The sequence below is a fragment of the Mesorhizobium sp. M7A.F.Ca.US.005.03.1.1 genome, from assembly GCF_003997975.1.
Classification (GTDB): domain Bacteria; phylum Pseudomonadota; class Alphaproteobacteria; order Rhizobiales; family Rhizobiaceae; genus Mesorhizobium; species Mesorhizobium ciceri.
In genome coordinates this window covers 95,278-114,967 of record NZ_RZRO01000008.1, presented here as the reverse complement: position 1 = coordinate 114,967, position 19,690 = coordinate 95,278, and the positions used below count along the sequence as shown (strand labels likewise).

Sequence of the window (19,690 nt, the reverse complement as noted above, 5' to 3'; positions counted from 1 at the left end):
GGCGGTTGATCGGGGCCGCTGGTCGCACAGGCGGCGAGCATCGCCGCAATGGCACCCGCCACGCTCATCGAAAGAATTTTGCGCGCAATGATCATGTGAAAATCCTCTCCTCTCGCATCGGCCCAAAAATCGGAAATCGATTTTCGACAAGCACGAGGCGTGCATCCAAGTTTCCAGAGCGACGTGCGTCCAGATGAATACGTATCGCTATGGTCCGCATCCCTTCAATCGCCCGATTTCCGGGCGATTGCAAGGCAGTGAGGCAGGTGGGCGGTGCTGCTATCGCACAAGGATGTTGCGGAACTGCCACGGGTCGTTCCGGTCGAGGTCTTCCGGGAACAGGCCGGGACGGTTATCGAGCGGCGTCCAGTCGGTGTAGTAGCCCTTGACCGGTCCGAGATACTGGGACTGCACTTCCAGGCACCGCCTGTAGTCCATCTCGTCGGCTTCGACGATGCCGGCCTCGGGATTCTCCAGCGCCCAGACCATGCCCGAGAGCACCGCCGAGGTGACCTGCATGCCGGTGGCGTTCTGGTAGGGGGCCAGCTTGCGCGCCTCGGCGAGCGACAGCTGCGAGCCGTACCAGTAGGCATTCTTGTCGTGGCCGTAGAGCAGCACGCCGAGTTCGTCGACGCCGTCGATCAACTCGTTCTCGTCGAGCACATGATGCACCGGCTGAGGCTTGCCGGCGGCGCCGAACATCTCGTCAAGCGACAGCATCGCGTCGTTGCAGGGATGATAGGCATAGTGGCAGGTCGGGCGGTAATGCACCTTGCCCTTCTTCGAACGCACGGTGAAGAAATCGGCGATAGAGATCGCCTCGTTATGGGTCACCAGCAGGCCGTATTGCGCGCCGGGCGTCGGGCACCACGAGCGCACGCGCGTGTTGGCGCCCGGCTGCTCCAGGTAGATGGCTGCCTTCGAGCCGTGCTTGTGCTTCTTGGCGTTCTTCGGCATCCATGTCTCGTGTGTGCCCCAGCCAAGTTCCGCGGGCTGCAGGCCCTCGGAGATGAAGCCTTCGACCGACCATGTGTTCCAGAACACATCCATCGGTTTCGGCTTCTTGGTGCGCTGGGTGTCGCGTTCGGCGATGTGGATGCCCTTGACGCCGGCCTTCTTCATCAGCTTGGCCCAGCCCTCGCGGTCGTCCTGCGCGGGCTCCGAGAACTCCAGGCCAAGATCGGTGGCGAGATTGACCAACGCCTGCTTGACGAACCACGAGACCATGCCTGGATTGGCGCCGCAGGTGGAGACCGCTGTGGCGCCGCCGGGCTTGTCGTGCTTTTCCTTGAGCAGCGACTCGCGCAGCGCGTAATTGGTGCGGCTGGCGTTGTCGGCCTTGGCGTCGAAATAGAAGCCGAGCCACGGCTCGACGACGGTGTCGATGTAGAGCACGCCGAGCTTGCGGCAGAGCCGCATCAGGTCCACCGAGCCGGTATCGACCGACAGGTTGATGCAAAAGCCCTGGCCGCCGCCATTGGTCAGAAGCGGGGTCAGGAGCTTCTTGTAGTTCTTCTCGGTCACCGCTTCCTGGACGAAGGTGATGCCGCGCTCGTCGAGCAGCTTGCGGTCGGTGTCGCGCGGATCGATAACCGTCATGCGCGACTTGTCGAACTTGAAATGGCGTTCGATCAGCGGCAGCGTTCCCCGGCCGATCGAGCCGAAGCCGATCATCACGACAGGGCCGCTGATCTCACCGTAAACGGGCCAGTTTTCATTCGCCATTTTATCGAGCACTCCTTCAAAGCCCAGGAAACTGGGAAAACGCACACACAAAACCGGGCATCTTTGCCCGGCGGCCATGCGCTACATCACAGATCATTGTCACAAACCAGCGAAAAGCGCCAACCAGCGATCAGTCGTCATTGGCCATGTGGTTAAGGACCGTCATCAGCCGATCACGGTCCGATGTCAGGCCCTTGTAGTCGAGCTGGGCGAGATCGAGTGCTTCGAGCTGGGCGGCGAAAGACACCGCGAGCTTCGCCCGATCAGGGTGCCTGGCCAGCACGGCGAGCGGGTCGAGATGGATGCGGATGGTGAACAGGATATCGCGTGAAACAGGCAGTTTGCGCAGGGTTTGCCGCTCGACGCGAATGAAGGCATGGGCGTCGATGTCGCCATCGGGAAAGCGCGACGGCCGGTTGGTGGCGCGGTCGATGCGCTGCAGGTCGGAGAGCGGATGGTAGAGCGCGTTGTCGGACTGGATCGACCAGTTGTAGCGCTCGACGGCCTGCCCCTGGAGGCCATCGAACATCCGGTTGATGAGTTCCGCCGGACGCGTGCCCGGGCCGAAACCCGGCACCGGCGCGTGGATGTCCTGCAGCGGCTTGCCGAACTTTTCCAGGAGCGACCAGGAGGAGGGAAAGCAGAGCGAGCCGGCGACCAGCCGCCAGCCGCTGTCACTGCTGCGCATCAGGATCAGGTCTTCCTGGACGAGCAGTGAGGCTTTGGCCAGCGGCGCATCGGCGAGGGAAGCAGGCAGACGGCTCGCCGCGCCCGCCACCTCGACGCCTGATCCGCCGAGCCGATGGGTTTCGGGGAACCTCTCCGGGAGATGCGCAGCGAGCAAGTCGAGCACTTCCTGCTGGGCGTCGCGCGTGCCGTCCTCCTCGACGAAAACGCGCTCTGGGATTTCGGCATAGAGCCGGTGCTTTTCGGCGAGATACGGCAGCAGATGGCCGTCGACCTCGATCCAGGCCGCCGGGTCGAGCGGCTTCAGCCCGATGCTGAACAGTTTCGACGAGCCGTCATAGGGCGTGTGGGTGGGCAGCGTATGTTTTGGGGACGTCATGTCTCAGGTCAGTCTTGCCGGGATCAGTCCGCGCAGCGAATTGCCGACGAACAGGGACTTGGCGGATTTCAGATCGTCCAAGCTGTAGATCGCTTCGCGGGCGCGGCCTTCATCCAGAAGCTGCGCGCGCAATACGCCAGGCAGCAGGCCGCAATCGAGCCGGGGCGTCGCCAGCACGCCGTCGCCGAGATCGGCAAAGACATTGGTGATCGTGCCTTCACAGATCTCGCCACGCTCGTTGGCCATAAGCACCTCGTCGGCCTGCGTGATGAGGTGTTCGGCACGAGCACGCGTGTAAAGCTGTCGCCGGCTGGTCTTGTGGCGCAGCAGCGTGTCGTTCGAATCGAGCCTCGTCCGCGCCAGCCGCAGCATCCAGACCTTGTCGGCGGCGAGCGGTTCATAAGGCTGCGCAGAGGCCGTCACCTCGCCATCGTGCGACAGGACGAGGCGCGTGCGCATGGCAACGCCGGAACCGCCGACCGCGCTGCTCAGCGCCTCGCCGACCGTGCCTGGATCACAGCGGAAGCCGAGTTCCGCCGCCGAGCCATAGAGGCGCGCAAGATGACGATCGAAGCGCAGGAAGCCCGAGCCGGGTTCCCAGCGCATGGTCTCGATCAACTGAAAGTCGGCGGTGTTCCCGTCGCGAAGCGCGCTTTCAGCAGACACTCCTGATACTCCTCCTGCGCCGTCGAATCGAAGACGACGCCGCCTCCGACATTGTAGACGGCCTCGCCGCCCGAAAAGAGCGAGATGGTGCGGATCGCCACGGAAAAGCGCATCGGGCCGCCGGGCGCGATCCAGCCTATGGCGCCGCAATAGGCATCGCGGGGCGTGCCTTCCAGGTCGCGCAGGATCTCCATGGCCCGGATCTTAGGCGCGCCGGTGATCGAACCGCAAGGAAACAGCGCCGCAAAGATCTGGCGGATAGAGAGACCCGGCAGCAATTTGGCCCTGACGTCGCTCACCATCTGATGCACGGTCGGGTAAGTCTCGATGCGGAACAGCGCCGGCACGTCCAGCGTGCCCACCTCGCTGATCAGCGAGATATCGTTGCGCAGGAGATCGACGATCATCCGGTTTTCGGCCTGGTTTTTCTCGTCATTGCGCAGGAAGATCTTCTGCCGTTCGTCCTCGGCTTTGGTGGCGCCGCGCGGCGCCGTTCCCTTCATCGGATGCGTCTCGATCATGCCCTCGGCGTCGATCTCGAAGAACAGTTCAGGCGAGCGCGACAGCACGATGGGTTCACCGAGCGCGATCAGCGCGCCATATTTCACCGGCTGACGTTCAGTCAACGCATCGAAGGCGGCCAGCGGCTCGCCTGACCATTGCGCATGCACGGGAAAGGTCAGATTGCCCTGGTAGCAATCACCTTGCCGGATGTGCTGGTGCAGCCGCGAGAAGCGTTTTTCATAATCCTCGGGCGACCACGTCGCACGGGCGTCGAAGATCGGGCCATTGGTCGCCGCCGTATTGCGCGGCGGCACCGCCTGTTCGACCGGGGCATCGAAAACCCCAAGGCACACGAGTGGAGCGCGGCGTCCATTCGGCAGCAGGGGAACGAGCTTGGGTTCGAGCAAGTAGCCCGCCTCATACGAGAAATAGCCGGCAAGCCATTTGCCTGCATCATGCGCGGCTTGTGCTGCTTCCAGAGCCGGCCCGAAATCGCCTGCGTCGTGCGCCACGATGATATTGGCCGGCCGGTCGAAAACGAGCTGGCGCGCGCTTTTGTCATTGCGAAAAATTGCGGCGGGCAGGGACATGGGCACCGAATGCTGCGGTCAATGAAGCCATCAACCGCTCTATATGGGGTGCCGCCCGCGCGCAATCGAGGGAACGGCACGCTGCCTCTTAAAGCCGACCTTTGGGCCAACTCAGGAACCAAGAGCAAACGGCGACGCCGATATGGCGCCGCCGCTTGCAATCTTCAGGTCGTGCCTGGCGATCAGCTGTTGCTGGAGGTTCCGGCTGTTGGAAACTGCTTGGCGAATTCCTTCTCGTTGCCGGCGGCGAGCAGCTTGGCCTGCTCGATCCAGCGTTCGCGCGCGATGCGGCCATCGAAATTCATGACGTCTTCGATCCGTTTGATATCGGCCGCTGTCCAGGACGCGATCTGGGCGAAGCTGGTGACGCCTTGTGCCTTGAGCAGTTTCTCATTGACCGGACCGATACCGATCAGCCGACGCAGATTGTCGGGCTTTCCGGATGCTGGCTTGGCTGTTGCAGGCTTGGCTGTTGCAGGCTTGACTGTTGCAGGCTTGCTCGTTGCGGATTTGGCTGGAGCCGAGGTTTTGGTGGCGGCGGGTTTCGCCGCCGGCTTGGCAGGGACCGCCTTGGCAGAGACCGCTTTCGCAGCGGCCGGTTTGGCCGTCGCGGGCTTTGTGGTGGCGGATTTGGCCGTCGCGGGGGTCGACATCAGGGCCGCCGGCGCCTGGCTTGCCGGTTTTGCCGCGCTGCTTCCGGCGGCAGGTGCGGCCGACGCTTCGCGCAGCCGGCGCTCAAGGTCGGCGCGGGTCTTGCCGCATGCATCGAGTTCGCCGGTCAGGCGGTCGCTGTCGGTGCGCAGCCTGTCGCGTTCGCTGCGTGTACGGTCGAGATCGCCGCGCAAGCTGTCGAGTTCACCGCGCAGGCGCCCCCAAAGGAACCAGCCGACCAATACGCCTATCAGGAACGCCAGGACCACGTAGAAAAAAGTGCCCATTGTCTCTCTCCAGTCAGATCCGTCTGCCGTGGGTCATGATCTTCGGCGAAGGACTACTCTTGGTGGTTCCGCGGTAAGCAGAACAGCCGGCTTCGGTTCGAGCTGTCGGCGATCGGCTTTGCTTGCCCATGGCCAACGGCCGTTGTCGCGTTCGCCTGAGCGCCACGGCCGGCTGAGATTTCTCCTCGCCGATCCGCATGCGCTCCGGCTGAGCTTGGAGCGAAGGCTATCATAGAGCTTGTGGAAAGCTATCGGAAAACTTCGGTGGAGAGTACTTCAAGAACAGATATTTAGGGTGATAGTAGAGCTGTCCCAACATGCATTCCGGCTAAACTGTTAGAGCGACGCCTGGGCGCGCATTTCAAGTGTCGAGCGCTTCCAGCTCGTCGATCAGGCCACTGATGACGCCAAGTCCGATCTGCCAGAAAGCGGGATCGGTGGCGTCGAGCCCGAATGGCGCCAGAAGCTCGGAATGATGTTTGGTGCCGCCGGCGCGCAGCATTTCGAAATACTTGTCCTGAAAGCCGCGCTCGGCGTTCTGGTAGACCGCGTAAAGCGAGTTCACCAGGCAGTCGCCGAAAGCATAGGCATAGACATAAAAGGGCGAATGGATGAAGTGCGGGATGTAGGTCCAGAACACCTCATAGCCTTCGCGCAGCTTGATGGCGGGACCCAGACTTTCGGCCTGCACTTCGAGCCAGAACTGACCCAGCCTGTCGGAGGTCAGTTCGCCGTTCTTGCGTTCGGCATGCACCTTTCGCTCGAATTCATAGAAGGCGATCTGGCGCACGACCGTGTTGATCATGTCCTCGACCTTCTGGGCGAGCATGGCCTTGCGCTCGCGCCGGTCGGTGGTCTGGTCGAGCAGCGAGCGGAAGGTCAGCATCTCGCCGAAGACCGATGCCGTCTCGGCCAGCGTCAGCGGCGTCGAGGCCATCAGCGCACCCTGGCCGCCGGCCAGCACCTGATGCACGCCATGGCCAAGCTCGTGCGCCAGCGTCATCACATCGCGCGGCTTGCCCATGTAGTTGAGCAGGACATAGGGATGCGCCGACGGTACGGTCGGATGCGCGAAGGCGCCAGGCGACTTGCCGGGCCGCACCGGCGCGTCGATCCAGTTGCGGTCGAAGAAGGTTCGCGCGATCTCGGCCATGTCGGGCGAAAAGCGCTGATAGGCGGACAGCACGGTGTTCCTGGCCTCGTCCCAGCCGATGATCGCCTGGGGCGTATCCGGCAACGGCGCGTTGCGGTCCCAATGGTTCATCACCTCCATGCCCAGCCAGCGTGCCTTCATCGCGTAGTAGCGGTGCGAGAGGCGCGGATAGGCATCGCGAACGGCGGAGGCCAAGGCGTCCACCACACTGCGCTCGACGCGGTTGGCCAGATGGCGTGAATCGGCGATGTCCTCGAAGCCACGCCAGCGGTCGGATATCTCCTTGTCCTTGGCCAGCGTGTTGGTGATCAGCGTGAAGGTGCGCAAGTTCTTGCGGAAGGTCGTGGCCAGCGCCTCGGACGCCCGGCGGCGCACCTCGCCGTCGGCGTCCTGCAGACGGTTCAGCGCCGGCTCCAACGTCAGTTCCTCGCCGTCGATGTGGAAGCGAAGGTCGGTCATCGTCTCGTCGAACAGGCGGTTCCAGGCGCCGCGTCCGGTGATCGACTTTTCGTGGAAGAGCTGCTCGACGCGGTCCTCGAGCTGGTAAGGCTTGTCCTTGCGCAGATCGAGCACCCATGGCCGATAGTGGCCGAAGGCGGGATCGCCGGCGAGCGCGCCTTCGATCGACGCATCGTCGATCAGGTTGAGTTCGAGCGCGAAGAACAGAAGGTGCGCGCTGGCGTCGGTCATCTTCTCCTGGATGTCGCCATAGAGCTTGGCGCGCTGGGGATCGGCGGTGTTTCCGGCATAAACCAGTCCCGCATAGGAGACGATGCGGCCGATCAGTTCCTCCAGCGCCTCGTAGGCGACAAGCGCCTCGCCCAGCCTGCCGGCGCTGCCGCGCTCGGCTTCGGCGGCCAGCGTACCCTTCCAGCGGCTCTCGAAACTGGTGGCATCGGTGGCGGCCTTGGCGATGTCGCGCTTCAGCTCCGGCGCGTCCATGCCGGCATAGAGGTCGGCAAGGTTCCATTCCGGCAGGTCGCCCAGCTCGGCCGCGCCTTGACCCGACGCCGGCGCCGCCAGCCGCCGTGCGGAAACCATGTGCCCAGAATCCCTATGCATTGCCGACACCTTCCGTGGCCAAGGTTCAAGGAGAAACGAGAAGCCGGTCAAATCCTAAGGAATTCATTCACCGGGTTTTTTGAAACCTTATTTAGAACCCTGTGCCAAGATGGTCCACAGGGCAGAATTCCTCGGGCGGGCAGTCACACCAGTCATGACAGGTTCCATACTCATAGTCGATGACGATCCGGTGCAACGCCGGCTGCTCGAAGCGGCGGTGACGCGGTTCGGCTACAGCGCAATCGTCGTCGACGGCGGCGCGGCCGCTCTCGACATCCTCGATGGACCCGGCGCCCGCGAGGTGTCGGTGGTCATCCTCGATCTGGTCATGCCCGGTCTCGACGGTATCGGCGTGCTGAAGGCGATGCGCGAGCGCGACATCAACGTGCCGGCGATCGTGCAAACCGCGCAGGGCGGAATCGAGACCGTGGTTTCGGCGATGCGTCATGGCGCCTTCGATTTCGTCGTCAAGCCGGCGTCTCCCGACAGGCTGCAGGCATCGATCGGCAATGCGCTCAAGGTCGAGGCCGTCGAGGGCGAGGTCAAGCGCACATCGCGCCGGCGCGGCGGCCTCCTGACCTTCAAGGACATGATCACGCACAGCCCGGCCATGGACAGGGTGATCCGTCTTGGCCAGAAAGCGGCGGCATCCAACATCCCGATCCTGATCGAGGGCGAGTCCGGCGTCGGCAAGGAACTGGTGGCGCGCGCCATCCAGGGCAGTGGCGACCGCCGCACGAAACCCTTCGTCACCGTCAATTGCGGCGCCATTCCAGACAATCTGGTCGAATCGATCCTGTTCGGTCACGAGAAGGGCTCGTTCACCGGGGCCACCGACAAGCACACCGGCAAGTTCGTCGAAGCGCATTCGGGCACGTTGTTTCTCGACGAGATCGGCGACCTGCCGCTCGACGTGCAGGTCAAGCTGTTGCGCGCGGTCCAGGACGGCGAGGTCGACCCGGTCGGTGGGCGCTCGACCGTCAGGGTCGACATCAGGCTGATTTCGGCGACGCACCGCAACCTCCTGCAGCAGGTCAAGGACGGCAAGTTCCGCGAGGATCTGTTCTACCGGCTGAACGTCTATCCGATCTTCGTGCCGCCGCTGCGCGACCGCCGCGACGACATCCCGTATCTGGTCACCCATTTCATGGAGAAGGTCGCGCCGGCCGACCCGCACCGTCGCCTGCAAGGTATTTCGGCGGCAGCGCTCGCCGTGCTGCAGGCCTATGACTGGCCCGGAAACATCCGGCAGCTCGAAAACGCCGTCTTTCGCGCCTCGGTGCTTTGCGAAGGCGATATGTTAACCGCGGAGGACTTCCCGCAGATCCGGGCGCAAGTGGAAGGCACCGTCAACCTCGATATGGATGGCGACGCGCCGTCGCCGTCCTTGCCTTTGCAGGCGCGCGATGACGAAGCCTTGCCCGGCGAGGGCGGCCCGGCAATCGCGTTCGATCCGCCGGCAAGGCTGCAGCCTCGCTTCGGCACGTTGCGGGCGCTCGACGAGCGCGGCAATGTGCGGGCACTTGCCGATGTCGAACTCGAGATGATCAAGCTTGCCATCGATCACTACAACGGACAGATGAGCGAAGTCGCCCGCCGACTCGGCATCGGCCGCTCGACGCTCTATCGCAAGCTCAAGGAACACGGCATCGATCCGGAGACAGGCCGCGTCGATCGACTCGCCTCCTAAGGGCGATGCCGGGCTGAGCTTTGGCCCGGCTTCCGGCTTTGCCACAAGGCCGGCGCCAGCTTGCAATGCCACAACGGGCCTTGTGTCGCCGTTTCAGCGGCATTGTGGCTGTCCCGTGGACAGCTCTGTTCACGCATTAAGGCTAACGGTAACAGATCGTGTTCGGGGCGAAGGCGAAAATCTGATCTAAACCAGCGGTTTACCAAGAAACCTTGTGAACAATTTTTGACGGGATATCGCCACGGTGTTACCGCATTTCGGCTTCAATAAGCGATGATTAACCATTAGGATCGATATTCGGGTGTGCTAATGCCACATCCGTTTGGACAAATCCGGGGACAAACGGCAGCCTGCAAGGCCTTTTGATTTGAACAGAATCGAACGACACACAAACAGGCGGCACCATCATTTGAGCGTCTGGCCGAAGTGGCTGGCAGTGTTGGTTGTCGCTTTTGGTTTTGTTGCCGCGGCTGCGAGCGGAGCCAGCGCCGAAACACGGTCGCTGAAGCTTTATCATCTCCACACCCACGAGAAGGCCGAGATCGTCTACAAGCGCAACGGCCGCTACGTTCCCGAGGGTCTCCGCAAGATCAACATCATTTTGCGCGACTGGCGTCGCAACGAGCCGACCAAGATGGATCCGCGCCTGCTGGATCTCGTCTGGGAGGCGTATCGGGAAGCAGGTGCCACGGACTACATCCAGGTCGTGTGCGGCTATCGCTCGCCGTCGACGAACTCGATGCTGCGCAGCCGCAGCAGGGGCGTGGCCGAGAAGAGCCAGCACATGCTCGGCAAGGCGATGGATTTCTATATTCCCGGCGTGCCGCTGAAAAAGCTGCGCAACATCGGCCTCAAGATGCAGGGCGGCGGCGTCGGCTACTATCCGTCATCGGGTTCGCCGTTCGTCCATATGGATGTCGGCAATGTGCGCCATTGGCCCGGTATCAGCCGCCAGGAACTGGTCTCCCTGTTCCCCAATGGCAAGACGCTGCATGTGCCGAGCGACGGCAGGCCGCTGCCCGGCTTTGAGCAGGCGCTCGCCTCCTACAAGGCGCGCAAGGGATCGGGCTCGCCGGCCATCGAGATGGCCAGTGCCGGCGGCAGCAGCAAGAAATCGGGTGGATTCCTGTCGGCTTTCTTCGGTGGCGGCGGCGACGACGAGGCCGACGACAGCGCCGATGTCGAGACCGCTTCGGCCGCCCCCCCGCCCAAGGCGAGAAACCTGAAGCCGGCAGCGGCGGCCAAGACCAGCAACCTCCCGGGCATCGCCATCGTGGCGCCGGAGAATGCGCGGCGCGCCGAGATTCCGCAGGTGACCGAACAGCAGGCTCCGGAGCCTGAACAGGACACGCCGGAGACGATCATCGCGGCATTGCCGGCCCGAAGCATTCCGCTGCCGGATTTCGCACCGCGGCCGAAAGCCGATGTCGGCGCGCAGCAGCCTGAGAATGTTCCCTTCGCGATGGCGGAGGCGACAGCCACCACCGAGCAGGCCGTGGCGACCGCGCATGCGCCGGCGAGCGTTCCTTTCGGCATGGCCGATGCAACGGCTTCGGCTGATGCGACCCAGGTCGCGGTCAACAACATACCGTTGCCGACATGGCGTCCCGACAATTCGCTGCCGGCCGCTCTGGCTGCGCCGCCCAGCAAGGATGTGCTGATGGCGCTGGCCGAGACGGCCGACCAAGGCAAGACCGCGACCGATGCGTTCTCGGTGCTGCCGACGGCGCGGCCCGAGATGGCCAGGCCGGACGCGGTCAAGGCCGTGCTCGACGAGGCCAATGCCCAGGTCGGTGCGGCCGATTACCAGCTTGCTTCCTTGTCCGGGTCCGAGCCGCGTTCGGCGTTCAACGATCCGGGCACCAACGCCGCATCGCCGCGCGATGCTGTCGTGGCCCGCCCAGTCGGTTCCGATCCGGCCGCCGCGATCGGCGCCGGCGTCAAGACGACGCGCAAGGAATCGAGAGCCACCGCCCGCGACCTGAAGCCAGGCCCCAAGGCCATGGTGGTTGCAGCCGCACCGCAGGCCGCCCGTTGGGCCTTGACCAGCGGCGAGCAGGTCGCCACCGTTTCAAGCGCGACGACGGCGCCGGGTTACGCCTACAGCATCGTGCACACGCCGCCGAGCGAGGTCTACACCGCTGGCTTCCAGCCGAGCAGCCAGGTGGCCGATGCCAATCGCTTCACCGGCAACGCCGTCAAGTTCATGTCGGTAGCCCGCTTCCAGACCAAATGACGGCAAACCAATCGACAAAGCCGCGCCGGGCAACCAGCGCGGCTTTTTGCTGCGTGGCCGGATCCGGTCGCGCGGCCCGCCGGCTTCCGATCACACCGGCCTGACATTGCCGTGATCGTGGAACGCCTCGGGCCGTCAACGGTTTCTCCCTCGTTCGTTCAAACCCGGGGATACCCATGAAGAAGATTCTACTGGCATCGGTCATCGCGTTGGCAACCGCTTCGGCGGCCGTCGCCCCTACGCAGGCCGAAACCATTGTCGTCAAGACCCACGATCACATGCACATGAAGAAGCACTGCCGGACCAAGGTTGTCACGACCTGGAAGCATCATCATAGGGTGGTCAGGGAAGTCAGGGTCTGCAACTGATCCGGCCAAGGCAGGCCTGGAAAAAACATCCGGCGGAAACCCGGTAGACGCAAGTCGGCCGGGTTTTTCCATGCCGCCATGAAAGCCTTATTTTGCGAGCTTGCTCGCCGCGCGCGCCAAGGCTTCGATCTCGTCCCATTTGCCGGCCTTGACGAGGTCGTCGGGCGCCACCCAGGAACCGCCGACGCAGACCACGTTGGGCAGGCTGAGATAGTCAGCCGCGTTCTTGGCCGAGATGCCGCCGGTCGGGCAGAATTTCACATCGGCGAGCGGCGAGGCGAAGGCCTTCAGCGAAGCGATGCCGCCCGACTGCTCGGCCGGGAAGAATTTCAGAAAGCGCAAGCCGGCTTCGCGCGCGGCCATGATCTCGCCGGGGGTGATCGCACCGGGCAGCAGCGGAACATCGCTGGCGGCGGCTGCCGACAGAAGCTCGCAGGTGATGCCGGGGCTGACGATGAAGCGCGAGCCCGCGGCAGCCGCCTCTTCGAACTGCCTGGCATCGAGAATGGTGCCGGCGCCGACGATGGCTTCCTCGACTTCACCAGCGACCCGCCGGATCGCTTCCAGCGCGTCGGCGGTCCTCAGCGTGATCTCGATCGCAGGCAGGCCGCCGCGCGCCAGAGCGCGGGCCAGCGGCACGGCATTGGCGACATCGGAGATCTTCAGCACCGGGATGACGGGCTGGCCGTTGAGGAGCGACAGAAGTTTTTCGGTCTTGCTGGGCATGTGTCTCTCCGTGGCGTGGGACAATTCAACCGATTAGCAGAAGGCCGTTTTCCTGTCCACGAAACCGGCCGTGTCGCGATGTCACGCGTCGCCCATACTCGCCAAGCCCAAGTTGACAAGGGTGGCTGCCGGCTCGATGGTGCCGACAGCTTTTGCCCCGGTGGCTTTTCAGGATAGGAATTTTTTCTTGACTCCCTGATCTCAGCTATGGTACAAATTCGCCCATGGTGCAGATTTGCGCCAGCGACCCGCCGAACAGGATGCCTGCTTTGCCTTGAATCGGCTTGCTCGAGCGTCTAGTGGCTTCGGCAATGACATCACTTCCACCCCTTCGCGTCGCCGCGCTCTACCGGTTTGCCCGGCTCGACGCTTTCGAAGAACTGCGCGCGCCGCTCGCCGCATTCTGCTGCGGGCGCGGCATAAAGGGAACGCTGCTGCTGGCGCATGAAGGCATCAACGGCACCGTCGCCGGCAGCGAGACGGCAATTGCCGAACTGATCGCGTATCTCGAAGCCATCGAAGGGCTTGCCGGACTCGAGGTCAAGTACAGCGCGGCCGCGGACATGCCGTTCCATCGCATGAAGGTGCGGCTGAAGCGCGAGATCGTCACCATGGGTGTCGATGACATCGATCCTTCGAAAAGTGCCGGCACCTACGTCGCGCCGGCCGACTGGAACGCTCTGATTTCGCAGCCCGGCACTGTCATCATCGACACGCGCAACGCCTATGAGGTGTCGATCGGCACGTTCAAGGGTGCGATTGACCCGGCCACCGCAAGCTTTCGCGAGTTCCCGGCCTGGGTGGAAACGCACCGGGCGGAGCTCGAAGGCCGCAAGGTTGCGATGTTCTGCACCGGCGGCATACGCTGCGAAAAGGCAACCGCCTATGTCAAATCGCTCGGCTTCGAGGATGTCTTCCATCTCAAGGGCGGTATCCTCAAATACCTCGAGGAGGTTCCGGCCGAACAGAGCCTCTGGCAAGGCGAGTGCTTCGTCTTCGACGAGCGGGTTTCGGTGTCGCACGGTCTTGCCGAGGGTGACGCGGAACTGTGCCGCGCCTGCCGCCACCCGCTGACGCCGGGCGAGCTGACGTCGCCCAAATTCGCTGCCGGTATTTCGTGCCCGCATTGCTTCGATGCGCGTTCGGACGAGGACCGCCAGCGTTATGCCGAGCGCCAGCGCCAGGTCGAGCTTGCGCAGGCGCGGGGCAGGGGGCCGCATATCGGCTCCTGATCCAGCATCGTGCTGCTGCAAAGCGGCTGCCTGTCATTGCAATCTCAAGTTTCGGGACCTACGTCTTCGACGTTCGAAACCCGCCCGTTGGCCGGGCAAATCCTGGAGGCACTGAATGTTCGATCCCAAGAAGCTTCTCGACGATCTGCTCGGCTCGCAAATCCCCGGCACCAGCGGCACCGTTCGCGACAAGGCGGGGCAGGCCGTGCAGATGGCCAAGGACAATCCGCTGGCCGCCGGTGCGCTGGCCGCGGTGCTGCTCGGAACCGGTACTGGCCGCAACGTGACGGGCGCCGCGGTGAAGCTTGGCGGACTGGCCGCGATCGGCGGCCTCGCCTACAAGGCCTACCAGAATTACAAGGCCGGCAACGCGCCCGCGGAAGCACCGGCGGCCGGCCAACCGGAATTGCTGCCGCCGCCCAAGGATACCCCCTTCCACCCGTCGCAGGCGCCGCAAGGCGAGGACGAATTCACGCTGACCCTGGTGCGGGCGATGATCTCGGCGGCGAAAGCCGATGGCCATATCGACGATGAAGAGCGCCAGAAGATCGCCGGCAAGCTCAGCCTGGCCGGCATAGGCTCCGATGCCGAAAAGTTCCTGATGGCGGAGCTGGCAAGCCCGCTCGACCTCGACACGCTGGTGGCCGGCGCCAAGACCGATGCGCAGAAGCTCGAACTCTACACGGCGTCGCGCCTGACCATCGATCCCGACACACGCGCCGAGCGCGGTTATCTCGATCTGCTCGCCGGCCGGCTCGGCCTGCCGGACGCGCTGGTCGACCATGTCGAGGCGACGGTTTCGGCGGCCAAGGTGCCGGCCAAGGCCGGGACGTCACCCAATCCGCGCTGGTAGGCCAAAACGGCACAGGGGGCACTTTCCGGGTTAACCGCTCATTAACCCAGCAAGCGCATCATTCAACACAGTCGGATCGGCTTTTCCTCCTCCCAAGCCCGGTTCAGATCAGGGGCGGTCGCCAATGGCCGCCCTTTTTGTCGGTCCGGCCGGATGGACACGCTTGCCATCGCCGCCGTCATTTGCGATGCCTTCCTTTTCGAGCCAACCCCCCAAAATCAGTCGAGCAAGCGCAGCGCTGCCGGAGGACAATAGCCATGACCGAGCAAAGAACCGCCATCGTCACCGGGGCCGGCACGGGCATCGGCAAGAGCGTCGCCACGGCGCTGCTCAAGGCCGGCTGGAACACGGTGTTCTGCGGACGCCGCAAATCCGTGCTGGATGCAGCCGTGGCTGAGGCCGGGTCCACCGGCGCCAAGGCCCTGGCGGTTGCCTGCGATATCAGCAAGGCAGGCGAGGTCGACGATCTGTTCGAGACCGTGGCGGCGGCCTTCGGCCGTGTCGACCTGCTCTTCAACAATGCCGGCATGGGCTACAAATCGACGCCGATCGACGAGATACCGGTCGAAGTGTGGAACGATATCGTCGGCGTCAACCTCACCGGTTCGTTCCTGTGCGCCCGTGCCGCCTTTGGCGCCATGCGCAAGCAGAAGCCGATGGGTGGCCGCATCATCAACAACGGTTCGGTGTCGGCCTATGCGCCGCGCCCAGGCTCGGTGCCCTACACGGCGACCAAGCATGCCATCACCGGACTGACCAAGACGCTGGCGCTCGACGGCCGGCCCTATGACATCGCCTGCGGCCAGATCGACATCGGCAATGCGCTGACCGACATGGCGCAGCCGATGACGGTCGGTGTGCCGCAGGCCAATGGCTCGATCGCAGCCGAAGCGGTGATGGATGTTCAGCGCGTCGCCGACGCCGTCGTCCACATGGCCAGCCTGCCGCTCGACGCCAACGTGCTGTTCATGACCGTGATGGCGACCAAGATGCCGTTTGTCGGGCGTGGGTGAGCAGCCCGGTTCGCGTAAGCGAATTCATCGTGCCAGTGGCACGATGAAAGGCCGGCGAACGCTGGGACGCTGCGAAGCAGCGGGGACCCAGCCGGATGGTTTTATTTCCCGGCCAGCGGCACGCCGGGCTTGAACAGCAGAATGGGCCTGATCTCGTAAACGGCGGTGGGATTGACGCGGCGAAGGTCGCGGGCGATCGCGATGGCCTCGTCTCGCGTGGCGCAGTCGACGACATAGAGCCCGAGCAACTGTTCCTTGGTTTCGGCGAAAGGACCGTCGATGATCACACCGTCGCCCGGGCCGCGCAGGGTGATGGCATCCTGTGTTGCGCCCAGACGCGCGGACGGCCCCAGCGTGCCTTCCTCATGAAGCCGGGTGTTGATCTTCAGCAGGTCGGCCATAAGTGCTGCATCTTCCTGCGGCGTCAGCGCCTTGATCGCATCTTCCACGTGATAGGCAAGGATTGCGTAGAACATTTTATGTCACCTGCTTCGATCCTGATCCAGGGAGCGTAGCGGTTCCCGACACGCCCGCCCAGCCTTGGCCGTGCGTGTCCGGACAGATCATGACACCATCATGGTCGCCAGCCGCAACCATCCGGAAAGAGGCCACCGGCCTGCTTTGAAGCCTACTTCGCCAGGAATGCTCCGATCCGCTCCAGCGCGCGCAGGATGTTCTCCTCGGAATTGGCGTAGGAGAGCCTGATATAGCCTTCGCCGAGAATGCCGAAATCGGGGCCGCCGATCAGCGCCACGCCGGCCTCGTCGAGCAGCGCCGAGGCGAGCTTCTTGGCCTTCCAGCCGGTCTTCGAGACGTTGGGGAAGGCGTAGAACGCGCCCTTGGGCGTGATGCAGGATATGTTGGGCAGGGCGTTCAGTCCCTCGACGACGATCTTCCGGCGGCGGTCGAAGGCGCGCATCATCTCGTCGACGTCGTCCTGCGGGCCGTCGATGGCGGCTATGCCGGCAAACTGGCTCGGCGCGTTGACGCAGGACCAGCAATTGACCGCCAGCTTGCGCACCTTGTCGTAGAGATGGGCGCCCTTGTCGCCATTCGGCCAGATCGACCAGCCCATGCGCCAGCCGGTCATCGCCCAGGTCTTCGACCAGCCGTTGAGCACGATCAGCCGGTCGCGGATTTCGGGAAAGCCGAGCAGCGAGCAATGCGTCTCGCCATCATAGGTCATGACGTCGTAGATCTCGTCGGAGAGGATGGCGACCTGCGGATGCGCCTCCAGCCCCTTGACCAGTTTCTCGATCTCGGCGCGAGGCGTGACGCCGCCGGTCGGATTGGCGGGCGAGTTGAGGATCAGCAGCCTGGTCTTCGAGGTGATCAGCGCCAGCGTCTCCTCGGCCGAGAAGGCAAAGCCGTTTTCTTCGCGCATCGGCACGGGAATGGGTGCCGCACCCGTGAACTCGATCATCGAGCGGTAGATGGGGAAGCCGGGGTCCGGGTAGAGGATCTCGGCGCCGGGCTCGCCGAACATCAGGATCGCGGCGAACATGGTCGGCTTGCCGCCGGGCAGGATCATCACCGTTTCGGGCGATATCTCGACACCGGTGGTGGTCAGCGTGCGGCGCACCACCGCCTCGCGCGTCGCCAGCAGGCCATTGGCCGGCGTGTAGCCGTGATGGCCGTCGCGCAGCGCCTTGATCGCCGCCTCGACGATGTGCTGCGGCGTCTTGAAGTCGGGCTGGCCGATGCCGAGATTGACGATGTCGCGGCCTTGTTGGGCAAGTGCTGTGGCCCTCGCAAGCACGGCGAAGGCGTTTTCCTCGCCAAGGCGGTCGAAGGCCGAAATCGTGTGGAGCATTTTTCCCGTCCGTGTGGTTCTTGCTGTTGGGTCGCGTTTTTGTGAGCCTCAGCCCGCAAAAGTCAAACGGATTGGAGCATTCGGTGTCGGAAAATCTGAAGGGTTGGCAACCGCGTCCGCGGCCCGAACGCAAGACCATCGACGGTCGATACGTCCGGCTTGAACCGCTGAGCGCTGCAAAACACGGCGACGGCCTCTATGAAGCGTCCTCCGTGTCCGATATCGACGACCGCTTCGCCTGGTTGCCCGACTATCCGCCGGAGACCCGCGCCGCCTTCCAGCCATGGCTGGACAAAGTCGAAGCCAGCGAGGATCCGCTGTTCTTCACTGTCATCGACAAGGCCAGCGGCAAGGTCGCCGGACGCCAGACGCTGATGCGCATCGATCCGGCCTACGGCGTCATCGAGATCGGCAACATCTATTGGGGACCGCTCATCTCGCGCAAGCCGGGAGCAACCGAAGCGCAGTTCCTGTTCATGAAATACATCTTCGACGGGCTCGGCTATCGCCGCTATGAATGGAAGTGCAACAACCGCAACGAGCCATCGAAGCGGGCGGCCGAGCGGTTCGGCTTCAAGTTCGAAGGCATTTTCCGCCAGCATCTCATCGTCAAGGGTGAAAACCGCGACACTGCGTGGTATTCGATCATCGACAAGGAATGGCCGGCGCTGCGCAGTGCCTATGAGGCGTGGTTCGATCCGGCCAATTTCGATGGCGACGGCCGGCAGAAGCGACGGCTCGAGGATTTTCGCGCGGAATTCGGCGCTTAGGAGTTCACTATTGGCACATACCCACGATCACACCGGGCACGGTCACGGCCCTGGTCATGTGCATGGCTCGACCGACAAGAAACGCGTTCTGATCGCAGCCTGCCTGACCGGCGGCTTCATGGTCGCCGAGGCGCTTGGCGGCATCCTCACGGGCTCGCTGGCGCTGCTGGCCGATGCCGGCCACATGCTCGCCGATTCGATCGCGCTCGGCCTTGCCTGGTATGCGTTTCATCTTGGCGGCCGGCCGGCGACCGTTCGCCTCACCTATGGCTTCGGCCGGGTCAAGACGCTGGTGGCCTATACCAACGGCATCGCCATCTTCGTCATCGCGCTGTGGATCGTCTATGAGGCCTGGGGACGCCTGCAGGCGCCGGCGCCGGTGCTTGGCGGGCCGATGCTGGTGGTGGCGATCCTCGGCCTGCTGGTGAACCTCGGCTCGTTCTTCGTGCTGCATGGTGGCGACCGCGAGAGCCTGAACATGCGCGGCGCCATCCTGCATGTGCTTGGCGACCTGCTCGGCTCGGCGGCGGCCATCGCGGCGGCGCTGGTCATCCTGGCGACCGGCTGGACGCCGATCGACCCGATCCTGTCGGTCCTGGTTTCACTGCTGATCCTCTACACGGCGTGGTCGCTGATGCGGGAGGCCGCCCATGTCCTGCTCGAGGGCGTGCCGCCAAGCCTCGACCGAGATCTGATCGCCAGGGATATCCAGACGACGATCCACGGCGTACGCGAAGTGCACCACATGCATGTCTGGTCGCTCGACGGGACCAGCAATATGGCGACGCTGCATGCCTGTCTCGACGAGGGCGTCGATGCGCATCAGGCGGTGAGTGCCGTCAAGAAGCGGCTTGCAAGCGAGCACGGCATCAGCCATGCCACCGTGGAACCGGAATTCGGCCAATGCGCCGACGATGGCGACGAGCACGACCACGGGCACGAGCATGAAGCGGCTGCATACCACGACCACCATCACTAGGACCGGATCGATCGATGTCGATCGTCCTGCCTCAGGAGTTGCAAAACCTTGAAAACCAGCTTGACGAACGCCCATCCTCCGGACGCGGCATGATGGACCGCGACACCAGGAACGCGGTCATCGCCGCCGCGTGGATCATGCTGCTGTTCGGTATAGGCGCCTACTATCTGCCGACCGTGATGCTGGCACTCGGCAGCCTTTCCACCGTGCTGGCCGGCGCCTTTGGCATCGTCTTCGTGCTGGCGTTCTTCTCGGTGTTCTGGCTGCGCGCCCGCAACCAGCGCAAAAACCAGGGTAAATAGGCAA

The 19,690-nt window shown here is 63.8% G+C and carries 18 protein-coding genes; 9 read left to right on the top strand and 9 right to left on the bottom strand.

Annotation, left to right across the window (positions count from 1 at the left end; translation table 11 throughout):
- Window positions 1-279: 279 nt before the first annotated feature.
- The 6 genes from EN990_RS06300 to EN990_RS06275 all read right to left on the bottom strand — a co-directional run bounded on the left by EN990_RS06300 (window position 280) and on the right by EN990_RS06275 (window position 7,683).
- On the bottom strand, window positions 280-1,725 hold the full coding sequence (locus EN990_RS06300) for a homospermidine synthase (protein ID WP_013529731.1): 1,446 nt from the start codon (window positions 1,723-1,725) through the stop codon (window positions 280-282).
- Window positions 1,726-1,855: 130 nt separating this feature from the next.
- Window positions 1,856-2,791, bottom strand: coding sequence for a DUF3445 domain-containing protein (locus EN990_RS06295; protein ID WP_127385190.1), 936 nt, complete (start codon window positions 2,789-2,791; stop codon window positions 1,856-1,858).
- A gap of 3 nt (window positions 2,792-2,794) precedes the next feature.
- Window positions 2,795-3,457, bottom strand: a complete 663-nt coding sequence (locus tag EN990_RS06290; protein WP_127368891.1) for an aminotransferase class IV family protein — start codon at window positions 3,455-3,457, stop codon at window positions 2,795-2,797.
- Window positions 3,406-4,551 (bottom strand): aminodeoxychorismate synthase component I, encoded by a 1,146-nt coding sequence (locus EN990_RS06285; protein WP_127368890.1) that lies wholly within the window; start codon window positions 4,549-4,551, stop codon window positions 3,406-3,408. The genes EN990_RS06290 and EN990_RS06285 overlap by 52 nt, the downstream gene beginning before the upstream one ends.
- 182 nt (window positions 4,552-4,733) lie before the next feature.
- A complete protein-coding gene (locus tag EN990_RS06280; RefSeq protein ID WP_127368889.1) occupies window positions 4,734-5,489 on the bottom strand; it encodes a proton-conducting membrane transporter in 756 nt (251 codons plus the stop codon).
- A gap of 361 nt (window positions 5,490-5,850) precedes the next feature.
- The gene (locus EN990_RS06275) at window positions 5,851-7,683 is read right to left on the bottom strand and encodes a M3 family oligoendopeptidase (RefSeq protein WP_127368888.1); all 1,833 of its coding nucleotides are present in this window, start codon (window positions 7,681-7,683) and stop codon (window positions 5,851-5,853) included.
- 175 nt (window positions 7,684-7,858) lie between these two features.
- On the opposite strand from EN990_RS06275, the gene EN990_RS06270 reads away from it, so the two are divergent.
- From EN990_RS06270 to EN990_RS06260, 3 genes are all read left to right on the top strand, one after another.
- Window positions 7,859-9,394: a sigma-54 dependent transcriptional regulator gene (locus tag EN990_RS06270; RefSeq protein WP_013529737.1), complete on the top strand. Its 1,536-nt coding sequence runs from the start codon at window positions 7,859-7,861 to the stop codon at window positions 9,392-9,394.
- 409 nt (window positions 9,395-9,803) lie between these two features.
- Entirely contained in the window at window positions 9,804-11,630 is a 1,827-nt protein-coding gene (locus EN990_RS06265; RefSeq protein WP_013529738.1) for a DUF882 domain-containing protein, read from the top strand.
- A gap of 176 nt (window positions 11,631-11,806) precedes the next feature.
- Window positions 11,807-11,998, top strand: a complete 192-nt coding sequence (locus EN990_RS06260; protein WP_127369679.1) for a hypothetical protein — start codon at window positions 11,807-11,809, stop codon at window positions 11,996-11,998.
- Between the two features lie 87 nt (window positions 11,999-12,085).
- Here EN990_RS06260 and EN990_RS06255 read toward each other — a convergent pair whose 3' ends face one another.
- Complete coding sequence (locus EN990_RS06255) at window positions 12,086-12,724, bottom strand: 2-dehydro-3-deoxy-phosphogluconate aldolase (protein ID WP_127369680.1); 639 nt, start codon at window positions 12,722-12,724, stop codon at window positions 12,086-12,088.
- 311 nt (window positions 12,725-13,035) lie between these two features.
- Here EN990_RS06255 and EN990_RS06250 point away from each other — a divergent pair, with 311 nt between their 5' ends.
- The 3 genes from EN990_RS06250 to EN990_RS06240 all read left to right on the top strand — a co-directional run bounded on the left by EN990_RS06250 (window position 13,036) and on the right by EN990_RS06240 (window position 15,822).
- Window positions 13,036-13,956, top strand: a complete 921-nt coding sequence (locus EN990_RS06250) for a rhodanese-related sulfurtransferase (protein ID WP_127369681.1) — start codon at window positions 13,036-13,038, stop codon at window positions 13,954-13,956.
- A 115-nt stretch (window positions 13,957-14,071) separates the two neighbouring features.
- Complete coding sequence (locus tag EN990_RS06245; RefSeq protein WP_013529742.1) at window positions 14,072-14,809, top strand: tellurite resistance TerB family protein; 738 nt, start codon at window positions 14,072-14,074, stop codon at window positions 14,807-14,809.
- Between the two features lie 257 nt (window positions 14,810-15,066).
- Window positions 15,067-15,822: an SDR family oxidoreductase gene (locus tag EN990_RS06240; RefSeq protein ID WP_013529743.1), complete on the top strand. Its 756-nt coding sequence runs from the start codon at window positions 15,067-15,069 to the stop codon at window positions 15,820-15,822.
- 101 nt (window positions 15,823-15,923) lie between these two features.
- Here EN990_RS06240 and EN990_RS06235 read toward each other — a convergent pair whose 3' ends face one another.
- Window positions 15,924-16,298: a YciI family protein gene (locus EN990_RS06235; protein WP_013529744.1), complete on the bottom strand. Its 375-nt coding sequence runs from the start codon at window positions 16,296-16,298 to the stop codon at window positions 15,924-15,926.
- A gap of 152 nt (window positions 16,299-16,450) precedes the next feature.
- Window positions 16,451-17,635 (bottom strand): pyridoxal phosphate-dependent aminotransferase, encoded by a 1,185-nt coding sequence (locus EN990_RS06230; RefSeq protein ID WP_024502719.1) that lies wholly within the window; start codon window positions 17,633-17,635, stop codon window positions 16,451-16,453.
- Window positions 17,636-17,718: 83 nt separating this feature from the next.
- Between EN990_RS06230 and EN990_RS06225 the strand changes: the two genes are divergently transcribed.
- The 3 genes from EN990_RS06225 to EN990_RS06215 all read left to right on the top strand — a co-directional run bounded on the left by EN990_RS06225 (window position 17,719) and on the right by EN990_RS06215 (window position 19,686).
- A complete protein-coding gene (locus EN990_RS06225) occupies window positions 17,719-18,405 on the top strand; it encodes a GNAT family protein (protein ID WP_127369688.1) in 687 nt (228 codons plus the stop codon).
- Window positions 18,406-18,415: 10 nt separating this feature from the next.
- Window positions 18,416-19,384 (top strand): cation diffusion facilitator family transporter, encoded by a 969-nt coding sequence (locus EN990_RS06220; protein ID WP_063168938.1) that lies wholly within the window; start codon window positions 18,416-18,418, stop codon window positions 19,382-19,384.
- Window positions 19,385-19,473: 89 nt separating this feature from the next.
- Window positions 19,474-19,686, top strand: a complete 213-nt coding sequence (locus tag EN990_RS06215) for a hypothetical protein (RefSeq protein WP_013529748.1) — start codon at window positions 19,474-19,476, stop codon at window positions 19,684-19,686.
- Window positions 19,687-19,690: the final 4 nt, after the last annotated feature.